Source organism: Streptococcus mitis, from assembly GCF_002096735.1.
In the GTDB taxonomy this organism is placed as follows: domain Bacteria; phylum Bacillota; class Bacilli; order Lactobacillales; family Streptococcaceae; genus Streptococcus; species Streptococcus mitis_CZ.
In genome coordinates this window covers 1-13,525 of sequence record NZ_NCVC01000010.1, presented here as the reverse complement: position 1 = coordinate 13,525, position 13,525 = coordinate 1, and the positions used below count along the sequence as shown (strand labels likewise).

At 40.5% G+C, this 13,525-nt stretch carries 14 protein-coding genes and 1 pseudogene; 10 read left to right on the top strand and 5 right to left on the bottom strand.

Going from position 1 to position 13,525, the window contains the following annotated elements; translation table 11 throughout:
* Nucleotides 1-55: 55 nt before the first annotated feature.
* The 5 genes and pseudogenes from B7703_RS00805 to B7703_RS00785 all read left to right on the top strand — a co-directional run.
* Nucleotides 56-826, top strand: a pseudogene (locus tag B7703_RS00805) (oligopeptide:H+ symporter); the annotation flags it as partial.
* 368 nt (nucleotides 827-1,194) lie between these two features.
* Nucleotides 1,195-1,881, top strand: a complete 687-nt coding sequence (locus B7703_RS00800) for an XRE family transcriptional regulator (RefSeq protein WP_000284671.1) — start codon at nucleotides 1,195-1,197, stop codon at nucleotides 1,879-1,881.
* A 3-nt stretch (nucleotides 1,882-1,884) separates the two neighbouring features.
* Nucleotides 1,885-3,300, top strand: coding sequence for a Y-family DNA polymerase (locus B7703_RS00795; RefSeq protein WP_084923234.1), 1,416 nt, complete (start codon nucleotides 1,885-1,887; stop codon nucleotides 3,298-3,300).
* The gene (locus tag B7703_RS00790; RefSeq protein WP_020903431.1) at nucleotides 3,297-3,659 is read left to right on the top strand and encodes a hypothetical protein; all 363 of its coding nucleotides are present in this window, start codon (nucleotides 3,297-3,299) and stop codon (nucleotides 3,657-3,659) included. Before B7703_RS00795 ends, B7703_RS00790 begins: the two co-directional genes overlap by 4 nt.
* Nucleotides 3,652-3,945, top strand: coding sequence for a DUF5960 family protein (locus B7703_RS00785; RefSeq protein ID WP_020903430.1), 294 nt, complete (start codon nucleotides 3,652-3,654; stop codon nucleotides 3,943-3,945). The genes B7703_RS00790 and B7703_RS00785 overlap by 8 nt, the downstream gene beginning before the upstream one ends.
* Before the next feature lie 142 nt (nucleotides 3,946-4,087).
* Here the strand turns inward: B7703_RS00785 and B7703_RS00780 are convergent, their stop codons facing one another.
* From B7703_RS00780 to B7703_RS00760, 5 genes are read right to left on the bottom strand one after another with little or no spacing between them, the layout of a single operon-like run.
* A complete protein-coding gene (locus B7703_RS00780) occupies nucleotides 4,088-4,564 on the bottom strand; it encodes a glutathione peroxidase (protein ID WP_000203038.1) in 477 nt (158 codons plus the stop codon).
* A complete protein-coding gene (locus B7703_RS00775; RefSeq protein WP_000711238.1) occupies nucleotides 4,561-5,139 on the bottom strand; it encodes a DUF3278 domain-containing protein in 579 nt (192 codons plus the stop codon). The genes B7703_RS00780 and B7703_RS00775 overlap by 4 nt, the downstream gene beginning before the upstream one ends.
* Before the next feature lie 26 nt (nucleotides 5,140-5,165).
* Complete coding sequence (locus B7703_RS00770; protein ID WP_070528723.1) at nucleotides 5,166-5,501, bottom strand: hypothetical protein; 336 nt, start codon at nucleotides 5,499-5,501, stop codon at nucleotides 5,166-5,168.
* Nucleotides 5,502-5,511: 10 nt separating this feature from the next.
* A complete protein-coding gene (locus tag B7703_RS00765) occupies nucleotides 5,512-6,054 on the bottom strand; it encodes a DUF3278 domain-containing protein (protein WP_084923232.1) in 543 nt (180 codons plus the stop codon).
* A gap of 15 nt (nucleotides 6,055-6,069) precedes the next feature.
* Nucleotides 6,070-6,264: a helix-turn-helix transcriptional regulator gene (locus B7703_RS00760; RefSeq protein ID WP_001082470.1), complete on the bottom strand. Its 195-nt coding sequence runs from the start codon at nucleotides 6,262-6,264 to the stop codon at nucleotides 6,070-6,072.
* Between the two features lie 166 nt (nucleotides 6,265-6,430).
* Here B7703_RS00760 and rsmH point away from each other — a divergent pair, with 166 nt between their 5' ends.
* The 5 genes from rsmH to B7703_RS00735 all read left to right on the top strand — a co-directional run bounded on the left by rsmH (nucleotide 6,431) and on the right by B7703_RS00735 (nucleotide 13,391).
* Entirely contained in the window at nucleotides 6,431-7,381 is a 951-nt protein-coding gene (rsmH, locus tag B7703_RS00755) for a 16S rRNA (cytosine(1402)-N(4))-methyltransferase RsmH (protein WP_000159402.1), read from the top strand.
* Between the two features lie 9 nt (nucleotides 7,382-7,390).
* The gene (ftsL, locus tag B7703_RS00750) at nucleotides 7,391-7,708 is read left to right on the top strand and encodes a cell division protein FtsL (protein ID WP_000227824.1); all 318 of its coding nucleotides are present in this window, start codon (nucleotides 7,391-7,393) and stop codon (nucleotides 7,706-7,708) included.
* A gap of 3 nt (nucleotides 7,709-7,711) precedes the next feature.
* On the top strand, nucleotides 7,712-9,964 hold the full coding sequence (gene pbp2x / locus B7703_RS00745; protein WP_084923230.1) for a penicillin-binding protein PBP2X: 2,253 nt from the start codon (nucleotides 7,712-7,714) through the stop codon (nucleotides 9,962-9,964).
* 1 nt (nucleotide 9,965) lies between these two features.
* Nucleotides 9,966-10,946 carry a phospho-N-acetylmuramoyl-pentapeptide-transferase gene (gene mraY, locus B7703_RS00740; RefSeq protein WP_000470817.1) on the top strand — a complete coding sequence of 327 codons (981 nt, stop codon included), beginning with the start codon at nucleotides 9,966-9,968 and terminating at the stop codon, nucleotides 10,944-10,946.
* A gap of 339 nt (nucleotides 10,947-11,285) precedes the next feature.
* Nucleotides 11,286-13,391 carry an ATP-dependent Clp protease ATP-binding subunit gene (locus B7703_RS00735; RefSeq protein ID WP_084923228.1) on the top strand — a complete coding sequence of 702 codons (2,106 nt, stop codon included), beginning with the start codon at nucleotides 11,286-11,288 and terminating at the stop codon, nucleotides 13,389-13,391.
* The last annotated feature ends 134 nt before the right edge of the window (nucleotides 13,392-13,525 follow it).

The window sequence follows — 13,525 nt, the reverse complement described above, 5'->3', positions numbered from 1 at the left end:
TTCGTACACAATTTCTATTCTTTAATTGCTAATTATTATTTTTTAATGTGTAACAGTTTTACATCTCTATGCTCACCAGTTTAACGTGGATATGATTGTTAATATCTTTACAGTGATTGCGGTAATCATTCCAATCTACTATTTCTTCAAAATTTTATCTAGTCAGAAAATAACTGCCACTGAGAGATCCCGAGTATTTGCCTACATTCCTCTATTTATCGCTGGAGTACTCTTCTGGTCTATTGAGGAACAGGGTTCTGTTGTTCTCGCTCTATTTGCGGATGATCAAACTCAACTTTACTTTAATGTATTTGGGAATCAGATTCATTTTCCATCTAGCTTTTTCCAAAGTATCAATCCCCTTTTCATTATGATTTATGTGCCGATTTTTGCGTGGTTGTGGGGGAAAATGGGTAAAAAGCAACCATCCTCTGCTAAGAAATTTGCTTACGGTTTATTTGCTGCAGGTTTATCCTTCTTGTGGATGATGTTACCAGGGATGCTCTTTGGGACAGATGTTAAGGTCAGTCCTCTCTGGTTGATTATGAGTTGGGCTATTGTGATTGTAGGGGAAATGCTGATTTCGCCGATTGGTCTATCAGTCACTACTAAGTTAGCACCAAAATCCTTCCAAGCACAAATGATGTCTATCTGGTTCTTGAGTAATGCAGCTGCCCAAGCTATCAATGCTCAAATTGTAAAATTTTATACAAGCGAAACTGAAGTGGCTTACTATGGAATTGTTGGAGGAATTACGATTGTATTCGGTATTATCTTACTCTTCTACGTTCCACGTATTGAAAAACTAATGTCTGGTATCAAATAGAGAAAAACTGGAATTTCTGTAGGAATTTTAAAAGTTAGATCAATTATTTATTCAAAGGATTTAGTTCTGTATTGTATAGGGCTAGGTCCTTTTAGTTTGATTAATACTCTTCGAAAATCAAATTCAAACCGCGTCAACGTCGCCTTGCCGTACTCAAGTACAGCCTGCGGCTAGTTTCCTAGTTTGCTCTTTGATTTTCATTGAGTATAAAACTCACGATGTTTCTGCTTTTCCTAGTGGACATTTGTCTACTTTTTTTATATAATAAAACTAAACCAAATTGGTTGAGTTTTAAAAGTGACTCAACTAAAGATTAGCTTTTCTAAGGAAAATCATTTAAGATAAGGTTCTATACTAGGAGGTGAAGTATGTATCAGCCAGAAAAATTAAAGGCTCGGAGGAAAGAGTTAAAACTGACACAGAAGGAAATTGCAGAGCAACTTGGGATTAGTTTCCAAGCTTACTCAGCTTGGGAACGTGGAATCAAAGAACCGTCTAAGGAGAAGGTGTTTCAGCTAGAGAATATTTTAAAAGTGCCAAAAGGATATTTTACTCAGATCGAGATTGTCCGTCTCTACCATAGCCTCTCCAAGCAAGGGCAGGAGAAGGTTGTTCTCTATGCTCGCAACCTATCTCAAGAGGAGCAAGCCCACAAAGTGACAGCTATGCCAGAGCGCCTCTACGAGTACCGTGTTTATGAACGCATGTCAGCAGGGATTGGGGCTTCGGTCTACGATGATCAGAATTTTGATACGGTTTACTTTAATGAGGAGTTGGCTCATGATTTTGCGTCATGGGTGTCTGGGGACTCCATGGAACCTAAATACCAAAATGGTTCAGTAGCTCTGATTCGAGAGACAGGATTTGACTATGACGGGGCGGTTTATGCAGTGGTTTGCAACAACCAGACCTATATCAAACGGGTCTATCGAGAGGAGAATGGATTGCGTCTGGTCTCTATCAATCCTAAATACAAGGATATTTTCATCTCCTATGAGGAAGATCCTCGGATTGTGGGGATTATCGTTGGGAACTTTGTGCCGATGGAGGGCTAGCCAATGGGCTACTTTGATTATTCTAGAGAGCCCAAAAGTGACATTGCATTTGTCGATATGAAATCCTTTTATGCCAGTGTTGAGTGCGTGAAAAGGGGCTTACATCCGCTGAAAACCTCGCTTTGTGTCATGAGTCGTGCGGATAATTCAACTGGTCTTATCCTAGCCTCCTCTCCCCTGTTTAAGAAGATTTTTGGCAAGTCAAATGTTGGTCGAGCCTATGATTTGCCCTTTGATATCAAGACCCGCAAATTTTCCTACTATAATGCTAGAAAGCAAGGGCTACCGACTGACTCGGACTATGTTCGCTACATCGAAGATTGGGCTCAAGTGACCTTGATTGTGCCACCTAGAATGGATGAGTACATCGCAGTCAATATGGAAATTCAGCGAATCTTTCAAAACTATGGCAGTCCAGATGATATTTATCCCTACTCTATCGATGAGGGCTTTATTGACCTGACTAGTTCGCTCAACTATTTCATCCCAGATAAGAGTCTCTCTCGCAAAGACAAGCTGGATTTGCTATCTGCTCGTATTCAGAGGGATATTTGGAGGCAGACAGGGATCTACTCTACAGTAGGTATGTCAAATGCCAATCCCTTACTGGCCAAGTTGGCTCTGGATAATGAAGCCAAGCACACTCCGACCATGAGGGCCAACTGGTCTTACCAGGATGTGGAAGAGAAGGTCTGGTTCATTCCCAAGATGACCGACTTTTGGGGAATTGGCAGGCGGATGGAGAAACGCTTGCATGCTCTGGGGATTTTTTCCATCAAGGAATTGGCAACCAGCAATCCTGACCAGCTAAAAAAAGCTCTGGGTCAGGCTGGTCTTCGTTTGTGGTTTCATGCTAACGGAATTGATGAGAGCAATGTTCATAAGCCTTATAAAGCCAAATCCAAGGGCTTGGGGAATTCTCAAATCTTGCCGAGAGACTACGTGAAGCTACGGGATATTGAAATTATTCTTCGAGAAATGGCGGAGCAGGTGGCTATTAGATTGAGAAGGTCTGGCAAGAAAACAACCCTTGTCTCTATCTATGTCGGTTTCTCTAAACAGGAGGTCAGGTCGTCTATTCACACACAAATGAAGGTCGAACCGACCAATAATACAGCTGTCTTAACGAATTATGTTTTGAAGTTATTTCATAACAAATACACTTCTGGAGCAGTCAGAAGTGTCGGTGTAAACTATTCAGGCTTTGTAGACGAGCCCTTTGGTTTGATATCTCTCTTTGATGATGTTGACAAGCTAGAAAAAGAAGAAAGGCTCCAGACGGCCATTGACTCCATTCGGGAACAATTTGGTTTCACTTCTCTTTTAAGAGCCAATGCACTGGAAGAAGCCTCTAGGAGTCTTGCCAGAAGCAAGCTGATTGGGGGACATTCTGCTGGAGGATTAGATGGATTACAATGATTGATCGTTCTTATTTACCTTTTCAATCCGCGCGATATTATCAAGATCCAGGTATGCAGAAGTGGATGGGATTTTACCTTTCAGAACACACCAGTTCGCTCAGTGAAGAAAAAAGCCGTGTTGATTTTTCGACGGATTTGACTCCAGATGAGAAGTTGCACTTGCTTTCTCAGCTTTATGTTGGCCAACTTAAGGGGAGTTTTGTGGTCAAGGAAAAGAAGCAGAAGGCGACTATCATCGGTGTGGTGAGAGAGTTATCACATCAGACTCTATCTATTAGGACAAACGAGGGATATAGGTTGATAGAGGTTGCAGATATCCTAGAAATTCGACTGTGGGAGGAGGGAGTTTATGACTAGAAAAGAGCTGTATGAAAACAAACTGCAGATGGATTATTTTTCAGATGACTATATTCGTTTTGAAGAGGATTTTCAAAAATATTCTGCCATGAACGTACCCTTGACTTTTTTGATTGATGACATCCTACGAACCATGGCGATGAATCAGAAAAACTACTTTGTCTTAAACAAGGAAAATGCCAAGGATGGGCGGGAGCATAGCTTTTATTTTAGGGTGGTAACGGAAAAAGCGTGTCCTAGAAATAGGACCTATGTATATGCTGGGGTTAAAAATAGTAGTCAGTAGAGGGGAGTCTGCTGTAAATGTATCATTTTTACAACACTTCATGGCTCATATCATGGGGTGTTTTTCTATTCAAGTCAAAGCCCATCAAAAAATCCCACTATTCTTAGGCTAAAGGAGAACTAATAATAGTGAGATTGTGAAATTATAGTAGTTTTTGTATCGCCTCTTCAATTTGTTTTGGGTCTGTTTTTGAAGAGAAGCGTTCAAAGACCTGCCCATCACGACCAATGAGAAACTTAGCGAAATTCCATTCGACTCGTTTTCCCAGTGGGCCAGATTTTTGTTCTTTCAACCAAACATAGAGAGGGTCTGCTTCCTTACCGTTGACCTTGATCTTGGCAAAACGTGGGAAGGTGGTTTGATAATGTAGGCTACAGAAGGCGTTGATTTCCTCTGCGCCGCCTGGTGCTTGTCCCATAAACTGATTGCAAGGAAAGTCTAAAATCTCAAAACCTTGTTCTTGATAGCGATCATAGAGTTCTTGAAGTCCTTGGTACTGGGGCGTTAAACCACATCCAGTAGCAGTGTTGACAACCAAGAGAACCTTACCACGATAGGTCTCTAGTGGAGTTTCTTGATGGTCTTGGTTCAAGACTGAAAAATCGTATAGTGAAGTCATTGCTTGCTTTTCTCCTTCTGTTTGGTATTTTTAGGAGTTTTCTCCTCCTGTAGTGATAGAAATCCGTAGGTCAGGGTTCCAAAAATGCTTCCGATAATCAGGCTATACATCAGGAAAGGAATACTTTTATCGAATTGCATGAGCAACTTTCCAAAATCTGAAAGGGACATCTGTTGAACGAAGACTTTATGAAAGATGAGTAAGGTAAAGAAGCCAATCTGAATACCGATAAACACAATCCAGCTTCGGAATTTGATTTGAGCTTTGCTGTAGGTTTTGAGAATGATTTCTGATTTGTCATCCTTTTCAAGATGAAGCTCTTGGACGGCTTTTTGAGCTTTTATACTCATGAACAAAATGAGTCCAAAATAGATGTAGGGCATAACATTTCGAACAATTTCTATAAAGCTTCCGAACAAAATATAGAATAGGAAGAGAATGAAGGAAGAGTAAAAGATTTGGATCATGGAACGGGCGCAAGCCTTGTAGATAACCTCTTGACGGCATTCATCAAAAGGCCCTTGGATATGAAAGAAATTTCGAAGTAAGCGAGTTGTTAAGTCTTCTTTTTTCATGGGTGATTTCTCCTAAATGAACGATGTTATTTTGTTTCTTTTACGAATTGATAGAGATAATAAAGATAAGTAATAGAAGAAAGGATGGCGATAGTTAGCAGTATATAATATTTCCAATTGCTTGAAATGAGCGTCAGCTGTGGTAAGGATAGAAAGGATAGAATCATAAAGCATAGTGCTAGGTTGAGTATGCGCGTTTTTTGGGAATCTATCTTTAGATAAGTCAATCCTTTGTTGAGTGCTGGAACAAAGACTGGAAGGAGGACTATATCGTAGATTGGCAAGTTCCCTGAAACGATGATGAAGATGAGCAGAGAACTGAACAAAAGATGATAGGTAAGTAAAGTTACTAGTGATTTCATAGGGTACCTCCTAATCCTCATCTTGATCTTTCTTAGCTTTTGCAATGCGACGGGAGATGAGGAACTGTATGCTTGCTCCGAAGAAGATAGAACCGAGAATGCTTGATACACCATTTCTTATAGTAAGAAGAGAATTAAAATAGTCCGGACTTTCACCTATGAGTATACTGAGAAGAGGAGTTATAAAAAACATCCATAGACCAAAGAACAAACCTGCTTTAAGACCTGGGTAGTATAGTTGCTTGCTTTCTTTCTCATTCAGCATATCTGGATCAATAGCTGTAATCCCTGTTTTTTTCATTTGGTAGGTGACATAGCCAGCAGCGATGAGGGCAATCACTAAAATCAGAGGAGGATAGACTAGAGCTACTAGTTGAGGATATTTATAGGCAAGAACGAGTGGAATAAGATTTCCGAAAATCATCAGATAAAAGAGGATGATAAAGACTTGGTTCCCAATACGATCGGCCTCATGCCGTTTGTATTCGTCAAGGGGACCAGAAATACCGTATGTGCGTTTGATCAGTTTTTCAGTGAAGGTTTCTTTTTTCATGAGTTGGCTCCTTTTTTAAAAATCATCCTCCCAAAAGAGACTGTTGAGGTCAGTTTGGAGGCTTCGGGCGAGATTGAGACAGAGTTCCAGAGTTGGATTATACTTGTCGTTTTCAATCATGTTGATGGTCTGTCTCGAGACGCCGATATCCTTGGCGAGTTCGAGCTGGGAAATGCCCAGTTCCTTGCGAAATTCTTTCACACGATTCATTTGTTCTCCTTTCTGATTTGTGTCGTATATATTTGACTATATTATATTCTTCTAAGAAATAGATGTCAAGCATATTTGACATATTTCTTAAAGAAATCTTACTTGTTTTTGCCCTATTTGTCTGACTAGTGCAAGCTGGTCGGATTTATGGTAAAATAGATAGGATATGACAAAAGAATTTCATCATGTAACGGTCTTACTTCATGAAACGATTGATATGCTCGACGTAAAGCCTGACGGTATCTACGTTGATGCGACTTTGGGTGGAGCAGGCCATAGCGAATATTTATTAAGTAAATTAAGTGAAAAAGGCCATCTCTATGCCTTTGACCAGGACCAGAATGCCATTGACAATGCGCAAAAACGTTTGGCACCCTATATCGAAAAAGGGATGGTAACCTTTATCAAGGATAATTTCCGTCATTTACAGGCACGTTTGCGCGAAGCTGGTGTTCAGGAAATTGATGGAATTTGTTATGACTTGGGAGTGTCTAGTCCTCAATTGGACCAGCGTGAGCGTGGTTTTTCTTATAAAAAGGATGCGCCACTAGACATGCGCATGAATCAGGATGCTAGTCTGACAGCCTATGAGGTGGTGAACCACTATGACTATCATGACTTGGTTCGAATTTTCTTCAAATATGGTGAGGATAAATTCTCTAAACAGATTGCCCGTAAGATTGAACAAGCACGTGAAGTCAAGCCAATCGAGACAACGACTGAGTTAGCAGAAATTATCAAGTCGGCCAAACCTGCCAAGGAGCTCAAGAAGAAGGGCCATCCTGCCAAGCAGATTTTCCAGGCTATTCGAATTGAAGTCAATGATGAACTGGGAGCGGCAGATGAATCCATCCAGCAGGCTATGGAGATGTTGGCTCTAGATGGTAGAATCTCAGTGATTACCTTTCATTCCTTAGAAGACCGCTTGACCAAGCAATTGTTCAAGGAAGCTTCAACAGTGGAAGTTCCCAAAGGTTTGCCTTTCATCCCAGATGATCTCAAGCCCAAGATGGAATTGGTATCCCGTAAGCCAATCTTGCCAAGTGCAGAAGAATTAGAAGCCAATAACCGCTCGCACTCAGCTAAGTTGCGCGTGGCAAGAAAAATTCACAAGTAAGAGGAAAAAATGGTAGATAAGAAAGAAACAACCAGTCAATTCTTGCAGAATCGTATAAAAAAATTCTCACGTGTAGAGAAGGCATTTTATCTTTCGATTGCTTTTACGGCACTCGTTTTAGCAGTGAGCATTATCTTTATGCAGACACGACTCTTGCAAGTGCAAAGTGATTTGACAAAAATCAATGCGCAGATAGAGGAGAAGAAGACAGAGCTGGACGATGCCAAGCAGGAAGTGAATGAATTGATTCGTTCCGAGCGCTTGAAAGAAATTGCAGATAAAAAAGATTTGAAATTGAATAATGAAAATATCCGAACAGCGGAGTAAGATATGAAATGGACAGAAAAAATAACCCGATTTGCGATAAAAAATCGTAAGTCTCCAGCAAAAAACCGTAGGATAGTTGGCAAGTACCTCAGCTTTTTAGCTGTTGCCCTTTTCGGCCTCTTTTTGGCCAATTTTGCTTATATTATCGCAAAAGGTAATATATTTGGTACTGACTTGGTAAAAGAGGCTAAAAAGGTTCACCAAACAACCCGAACAGTTCCTGCCAAACGTGGGACTATCTATGACCGAAATGGAGTGCCTATTGCTGAAGATGCGACCTCTTATAACGTCTATGCTGTTATTGATAAAAAATACAAGTCAGCAACGGGTAAAATTCTTTATGTAGAGGATTCGCAGTTTAATAAGGTAGCTGAAGTCTTCCATAAGTATTTGGATATGGATGAAGCTTATGTGAAAGAGCAATTGGCTCAACCAAATCTGACCCAGGTTTCCTTTGGTGCAAAAGGAAATGGGATTACCTATGCCAATATGATGGCTATTAAAAAAGATTTGAAAGATGCTAGTGTGGAAGGAATAGACTTTACAACTAGCCCTAACAGAAGCTACCCAAATGGACAATTTGCTTCTAGTTTTATTGGGTTAGCCCAACTTCATGAAAATGAGGACGGCAGTAAGAGTTTATTAGGAACTTTTGGTCTGGAGAGTTCGTTAAATACCATTCTTGCTGGGACAGACGGTATTATTACCTATGAAAAAGACCGTGTAGGAAATATCGTACCAGGAACAGAACAGGTGTCGCAACAAACTGTGGATGGCAAGGATGTTTATACAACATTGTCTAGCCCGCTCCAATCTTTCATGGAAACTCAGATGGATGCCTTTCTAGAAAAAGTAAAAGGTAAGTATATGACCGCGACCTTGGTCAGTGCAAAGACCGGTGAAATCCTTGCTACCACCCAACGACCTACCTTTAATGCAGATACTAAGGATGGTATCACCAAAGACTTTGTTTGGCGTGATATTCTTTATCAAAGTAATTACGAACCAGGATCAGCCCTGAAGGTCATGACGCTAGCAGCTTCTATTGATAACAATACCTTCCCAGGTGGAGAATACTTCAATAGTAGTGAATTAAAAATAGCGGATGCGACAATTCGAGATTGGGATGTTAATGATGGTTTGACGACTGGTGGGATGATGACTTTCTTACAAGGTTTCGCTCACTCCAGTAATGTTGGAATGAGTCTACTTGAACAAAAAATGGGAGATGCTACTTGGTTGGATTATCTAAACCGCTTTAAGTTTGGGGTTCCGACGCGTTTTGGTCTGACTGATGAGTATTCAGGTCAATTGCCTGCAGATAATATTGTTAATATTGCCATGAGTGCATTTGGTCAGGGGATTTCTGTAACGCAGACCCAGATGCTACGTGCTTTTACAGCCATTGCCAATGATGGGGTTATGTTGGAGCCTAAATTTATTACGGCCTTGTATGATCCAAATGATCAAACCGTTCGTAAATCTCAAAAAGAAATCGTAGGAAATCCCGTTTCGAAAGATGCAGCTAGCCAAACTCGTACTCACATGGTCTTGGTAGGAACAGATCCTAGATATGGAACTATGTACAATCATAGTACAGGAAAAGCAACTGTCAATGTTCCAGGTCAAAATGTAGCCCTCAAGTCTGGTACAGCCCAAATCGCTGACGAGAAAAATGGAGGCTACTTGGTTGGTTCTACCAACTACATTTTCTCGGTTGTGGCTATGAACCCTGCTGAAAATCCTGATTTTATCTTGTATGTAACGGTTCAACAGCCTGAACATTATTCAGGTATCCAGTTGGGAGAATTTGCCAACCCAATTCTTGAAAGAGCTTCAGCTATGAAAGAATCTCTCAATCTTCAATCTCCTGCTAAGAATTTAGATCAAGTGACGACAGAGTCTTCTTATGCAATGCCTAGCATCAAGGATATTTCACCTGGTGATTTGGCGGAAGCCTTACGCCGAAATATTGTGCAACCAATCGTTGTAGGTACTGGAACAAAGATTAAAGAATCATCTGTAGAAGAAGGGACCAATCTTGCACCAAACCAACAAGTTATCCTTTTATCGGATAAGGTAGAAGAAATTCCAGACATGTATGGCTGGAAAAAAGAGACTGCTGAGGCCTTTGCTAAATGGTTGGATATCGAGCTGGAATTTGAAGGTTCAGGTTCCGTCGTTCAGAAGCAGGATGTTCGGACTAATACAGCTATCAAAAACATTAAAAAAATTAAATTAACTTTAGGAGACTAATATGTTTATTTCTATCAGTGCTGGAATTGTGACATTTTTACTAACTTTAGTAGGAATTCCGGCCTTTATCCAATTTTATAGAAAGGCGCAAATTACAGGCCAGCAGATGCATGAGGATGTCAAACAGCACCAGGCAAAAGCTGGGACTCCTACAATGGGAGGTTTGGTTTTCTTAATTGCTTCTGTTTTAGTTGCTTTCTTTTTCGCCCTATTTAGTAATCAACTCAGCAATAATGTTGGTATGATTTTATTTATCTTGGTTCTCTATGGTTTAATCGGATTTTTAGATGACTTCCTCAAGGTCTTCCGTAAAATCAATGAGGGCCTTAATCCCAAACAGAAATTGGCTCTTCAGCTTCTAGGTGGTGTCATTTTCTACCTTTTCTATGAGCGTGGTGGCGATATGCTTTCTGTCTTTGGCTACCAAGTGCATCTAGGGATTTTCTATATTGTCTTCGCTCTTTTCTGGCTAGTCGGTTTTTCAAACGCAGTAAACTTGACAGACGGTATTGACGGTTTAGCTAGCATTTCCGTTGTGATTAGTTTGTCTGCCTATGGAGTTATTGCCTATGTGCAAGGTCAGATGGATATCCTTCTAGTGATTCTTGCCATGATTGGTGGTTTGCTTGGTTTCTTTGTCTTTAACCATAAGCCTGCTAAGGTCTTTATGGGAGATGTGGGAAGTTTGGCTCTCGGTGGAATGCTGGCAGCTATTTCAATGGCTCTCCACCAAGAATGGACTCTCTTGATTATCGGAATTATTTATGTCTTTGAAACAACTTCGGTCATGATGCAAGTCGGCTATTTCAAAATGACTGGTGGAAAACGTATTTTCCGTATGACGCCTGTGCATCACCATTTTGAACTTGGAGGATTGTCTGGTAAAGGAAATCCTTGGAGCGAGTGGAAGGTTGACTTCTTCTTTTGGGGAGTGGGGCTTCTAGCAAGTCTCCTGACCCTAGCAATTTTGTATTTGATGTAAGAATGGCACCCTGATGTTTCAGGGTGTTTTTGCTTTTTAAAAAATATTGGTCAATTAAAGTCAAATTCCTTGACCTTTTTTGACTAATGTAGTATATTATGAACGTAAGGTAAATGAAAGCCTTACTAGAACACTTATTTAAAGTAAAATAGAAAGAGGTGGGGTCTATGTTTAATCTAGAAATCTTTAGAAGTAAAGATAGTCTACTCCTGCTTGAAAAAGAAAAACCAGAAATAGTACGTAGAGTAGCAATCTAGCTAGTCTAAATTTTTTAAGATAAAGGTCAAAGATAGTCAATATCAGTAATCATAACTAAGTAAATAAAAAGAGGTAAAGAATATGAACAACAACTTTAATAATTTTAACAACATGGATGATTTATTTAACCAATTGATGGGTGGTATGCGAGGATATAGTTCTGAAAATCGCCGTTACTTGATTAATGGACGTGAAGTCACACCTGAGGAATTTGCTCACTATCGTGCAACTGGTCAATTGCCAGGAAATGCAGAAACTGATGGACAAATGAAACAACAGTCTTCAGGTATGAAACAAGATGGTGTCCTTGCTAAACTGGGTCGAAACTTGACTGCAGAAGCGCGTGAGGGCAAGTTGGATCCTGTCATCGGACGAAACAAGGAAATTCAAGAAACATCTGAAATCCTTTCACGCCGTACCAAGAATAATCCTGTTTTAGTAGGAGACGCAGGTGTTGGTAAGACAGCAGTTGTCGAAGGCTTAGCACAAGCTATTGTGAATGGTGATGTTCCAGCTGCTATTAAGAATAAGGAAATTATTTCCATTGATATCTCAGGACTTGAGGCTGGGACTCAATACCGCGGTAGTTTTGAAGAAAACATTCAAAACTTGGTAAACGAAGTCAAAGAAGCTGGAAATATTATCCTTTTCTTCGACGAAATTCACCAAATTCTTGGTGCTGGTAGCACAGGTGATGGTCAAGGGTCTAAAGGTCTTGCTGATATCTTGAAACCAGCTCTTTCACGTGGAGAATTGACAGTGATTGGCGCAACTACTCAAGATGAATACCGTAATACTATCTTGAAAAATGCAGCCCTTGCTCGTCGTTTCAACGAAGTGAAGGTTAATGCTCCATCTGCTGAAGATACTTTCAAGATTCTTCAAGGTATTCGAGATCTTTATCAACAACACCACAATGTTATTTTGCCAGATGAAGTCTTAAAAGCTGCCGTTGATTACTCTGTTCAATATATTCCACAACGTAGCTTGCCAGATAAAGCTATCGACCTTGTCGATGTTACGGCGGCTCACTTGGCAGCTCAGCATCCAGTAACAGATGTTCATGCTGTTGAACGTGAAATTGAGGCAGAAAAAGACAAGCAAGAAAAAGCAGTTGAGGCAGAAGATTTTGAAGCAGCTCTAAACTATAAAACACGCATTGCAGAATTGGAAAAGAAAATCGAAAACCATACAGAAGATATGAAAGTGACTGCAAGTGTCAACGATGTGGCTGAATCTGTAGAACGTATGACGGGTATTCCAGTATCTCAAATGGGGGCTACGGACATCGAACGTTTGAAAGATATGGGTCATCGTTTGCAGACGAAAGTTATTGGTCAAGATAAGGCCGTTGAAGCTGTAGCTCGTGCCATCCGTCGTAACCGTGCTGGTTTCGATGAAGGCAATCGCCCAATCGGTAGCTTCCTCTTTGTAGGTCCAACTGGGGTTGGTAAGACTGAACTTGCTAAACAATTGGCGCTAGATATGTTTGGAACCAAGGACGCAATCATTCGTTTGGATATGTCTGAATACAGTGACCGCACAGCCGTTTCTAAGCTAATTGGTACAACTGCAGGTTATGTTGGTTACGATGACAACAACAATACCTTGACAGAACGCGTCCGTCGCAATCCATACTCAATCGTCCTTCTCGACGAAATTGAAAAGGCTGACCCTCAAGTCATCACCCTTCTCCTTCAAGTTTTGGATGATGGTCGTTTGACAGATGGTCAAGGTAACACTGTCAACTTCAAGAATACGGTGATAATCGCAACTTCAAACGCAGGCTTTGGTTACGAAGCTAACTTGACAGAAGATGCTGATAAACCAGAATTGATGGATCGTTTGAAACCTTACTTCCGTCCAGAATTCCTTAACCGTTTCAATGCTGTCATCGAATTCTCACACTTGAGCAAAGAAGATCTTTCTAAGATTGTAGACCTTATGTTGGTTGAAGTTAACAAGACGCTTTCTAAGAAAGACATTGACTTGGCAGTGAGCGAAGCTGCTAAAGAATACATGACTGAGGAAGGCTACGATGAAATCATGGGTGTTCGTCCACTCCGTCGTGTGGTTGAACAACAAATCCGTGACAAAGTCACAGACTTCCACTTGGATAACCTTGATGCTAAACACCTAGAAGCTGACATGGAAGATGGTGTTTTGGTCATTCGTGAAAAAGCCTAAATCAAGATTTTGAAAATAAAAAAAGGAACCAGTTCAAAATGTACTGACCCCAAAAAGTTAGACAATTAATTTAAGCAAAGGATTTAGTTCTGTATTGTACAGGGCTAAGTCCTTTTAGTTTTACCTTAATTCGT

Bases quoted from the DNA above. Each gene is read 5' to 3' on its own strand.
- B7703_RS00800 (WP_000284671.1), top strand. From the start codon at position 1,195: ATGTATCAGCCAGAAAAATTAAAGGCTCGGAGGAAAGAGTTAAAACTG.
- B7703_RS00795 (WP_084923234.1), top strand. From the start codon at position 1,885: ATGGGCTACTTTGATTATTCTAGAGAGCCCAAAAGTGACATTGCATTT.
- B7703_RS00790 (WP_020903431.1), top strand. From the start codon at position 3,297: ATGATTGATCGTTCTTATTTACCTTTTCAATCCGCGCGATATTATCAA.
- B7703_RS00785 (WP_020903430.1), top strand. From the start codon at position 3,652: ATGACTAGAAAAGAGCTGTATGAAAACAAACTGCAGATGGATTATTTT.
- B7703_RS00780 (WP_000203038.1), bottom strand. From the start codon at position 4,564: ATGACTTCACTATACGATTTTTCAGTCTTGAACCAAGACCATCAAGAA.
- B7703_RS00775 (WP_000711238.1), bottom strand. From the start codon at position 5,139: ATGAAAAAAGAAGACTTAACAACTCGCTTACTTCGAAATTTCTTTCAT.
- B7703_RS00770 (WP_070528723.1), bottom strand. From the start codon at position 5,501: ATGAAATCACTAGTAACTTTACTTACCTATCATCTTTTGTTCAGTTCT.
- B7703_RS00765 (WP_084923232.1), bottom strand. From the start codon at position 6,054: ATGAAAAAAGAAACCTTCACTGAAAAACTGATCAAACGCACATACGGT.
- B7703_RS00760 (WP_001082470.1), bottom strand. From the start codon at position 6,264: ATGAATCGTGTGAAAGAATTTCGCAAGGAACTGGGCATTTCCCAGCTC.
- rsmH (WP_000159402.1), top strand. From the start codon at position 6,431: ATGACAAAAGAATTTCATCATGTAACGGTCTTACTTCATGAAACGATT.
- ftsL (WP_000227824.1), top strand. From the start codon at position 7,391: ATGGTAGATAAGAAAGAAACAACCAGTCAATTCTTGCAGAATCGTATA.
- pbp2x (WP_084923230.1), top strand. From the start codon at position 7,712: ATGAAATGGACAGAAAAAATAACCCGATTTGCGATAAAAAATCGTAAG.
- mraY (WP_000470817.1), top strand. From the start codon at position 9,966: ATGTTTATTTCTATCAGTGCTGGAATTGTGACATTTTTACTAACTTTA.
- B7703_RS00735 (WP_084923228.1), top strand. From the start codon at position 11,286: ATGAACAACAACTTTAATAATTTTAACAACATGGATGATTTATTTAAC.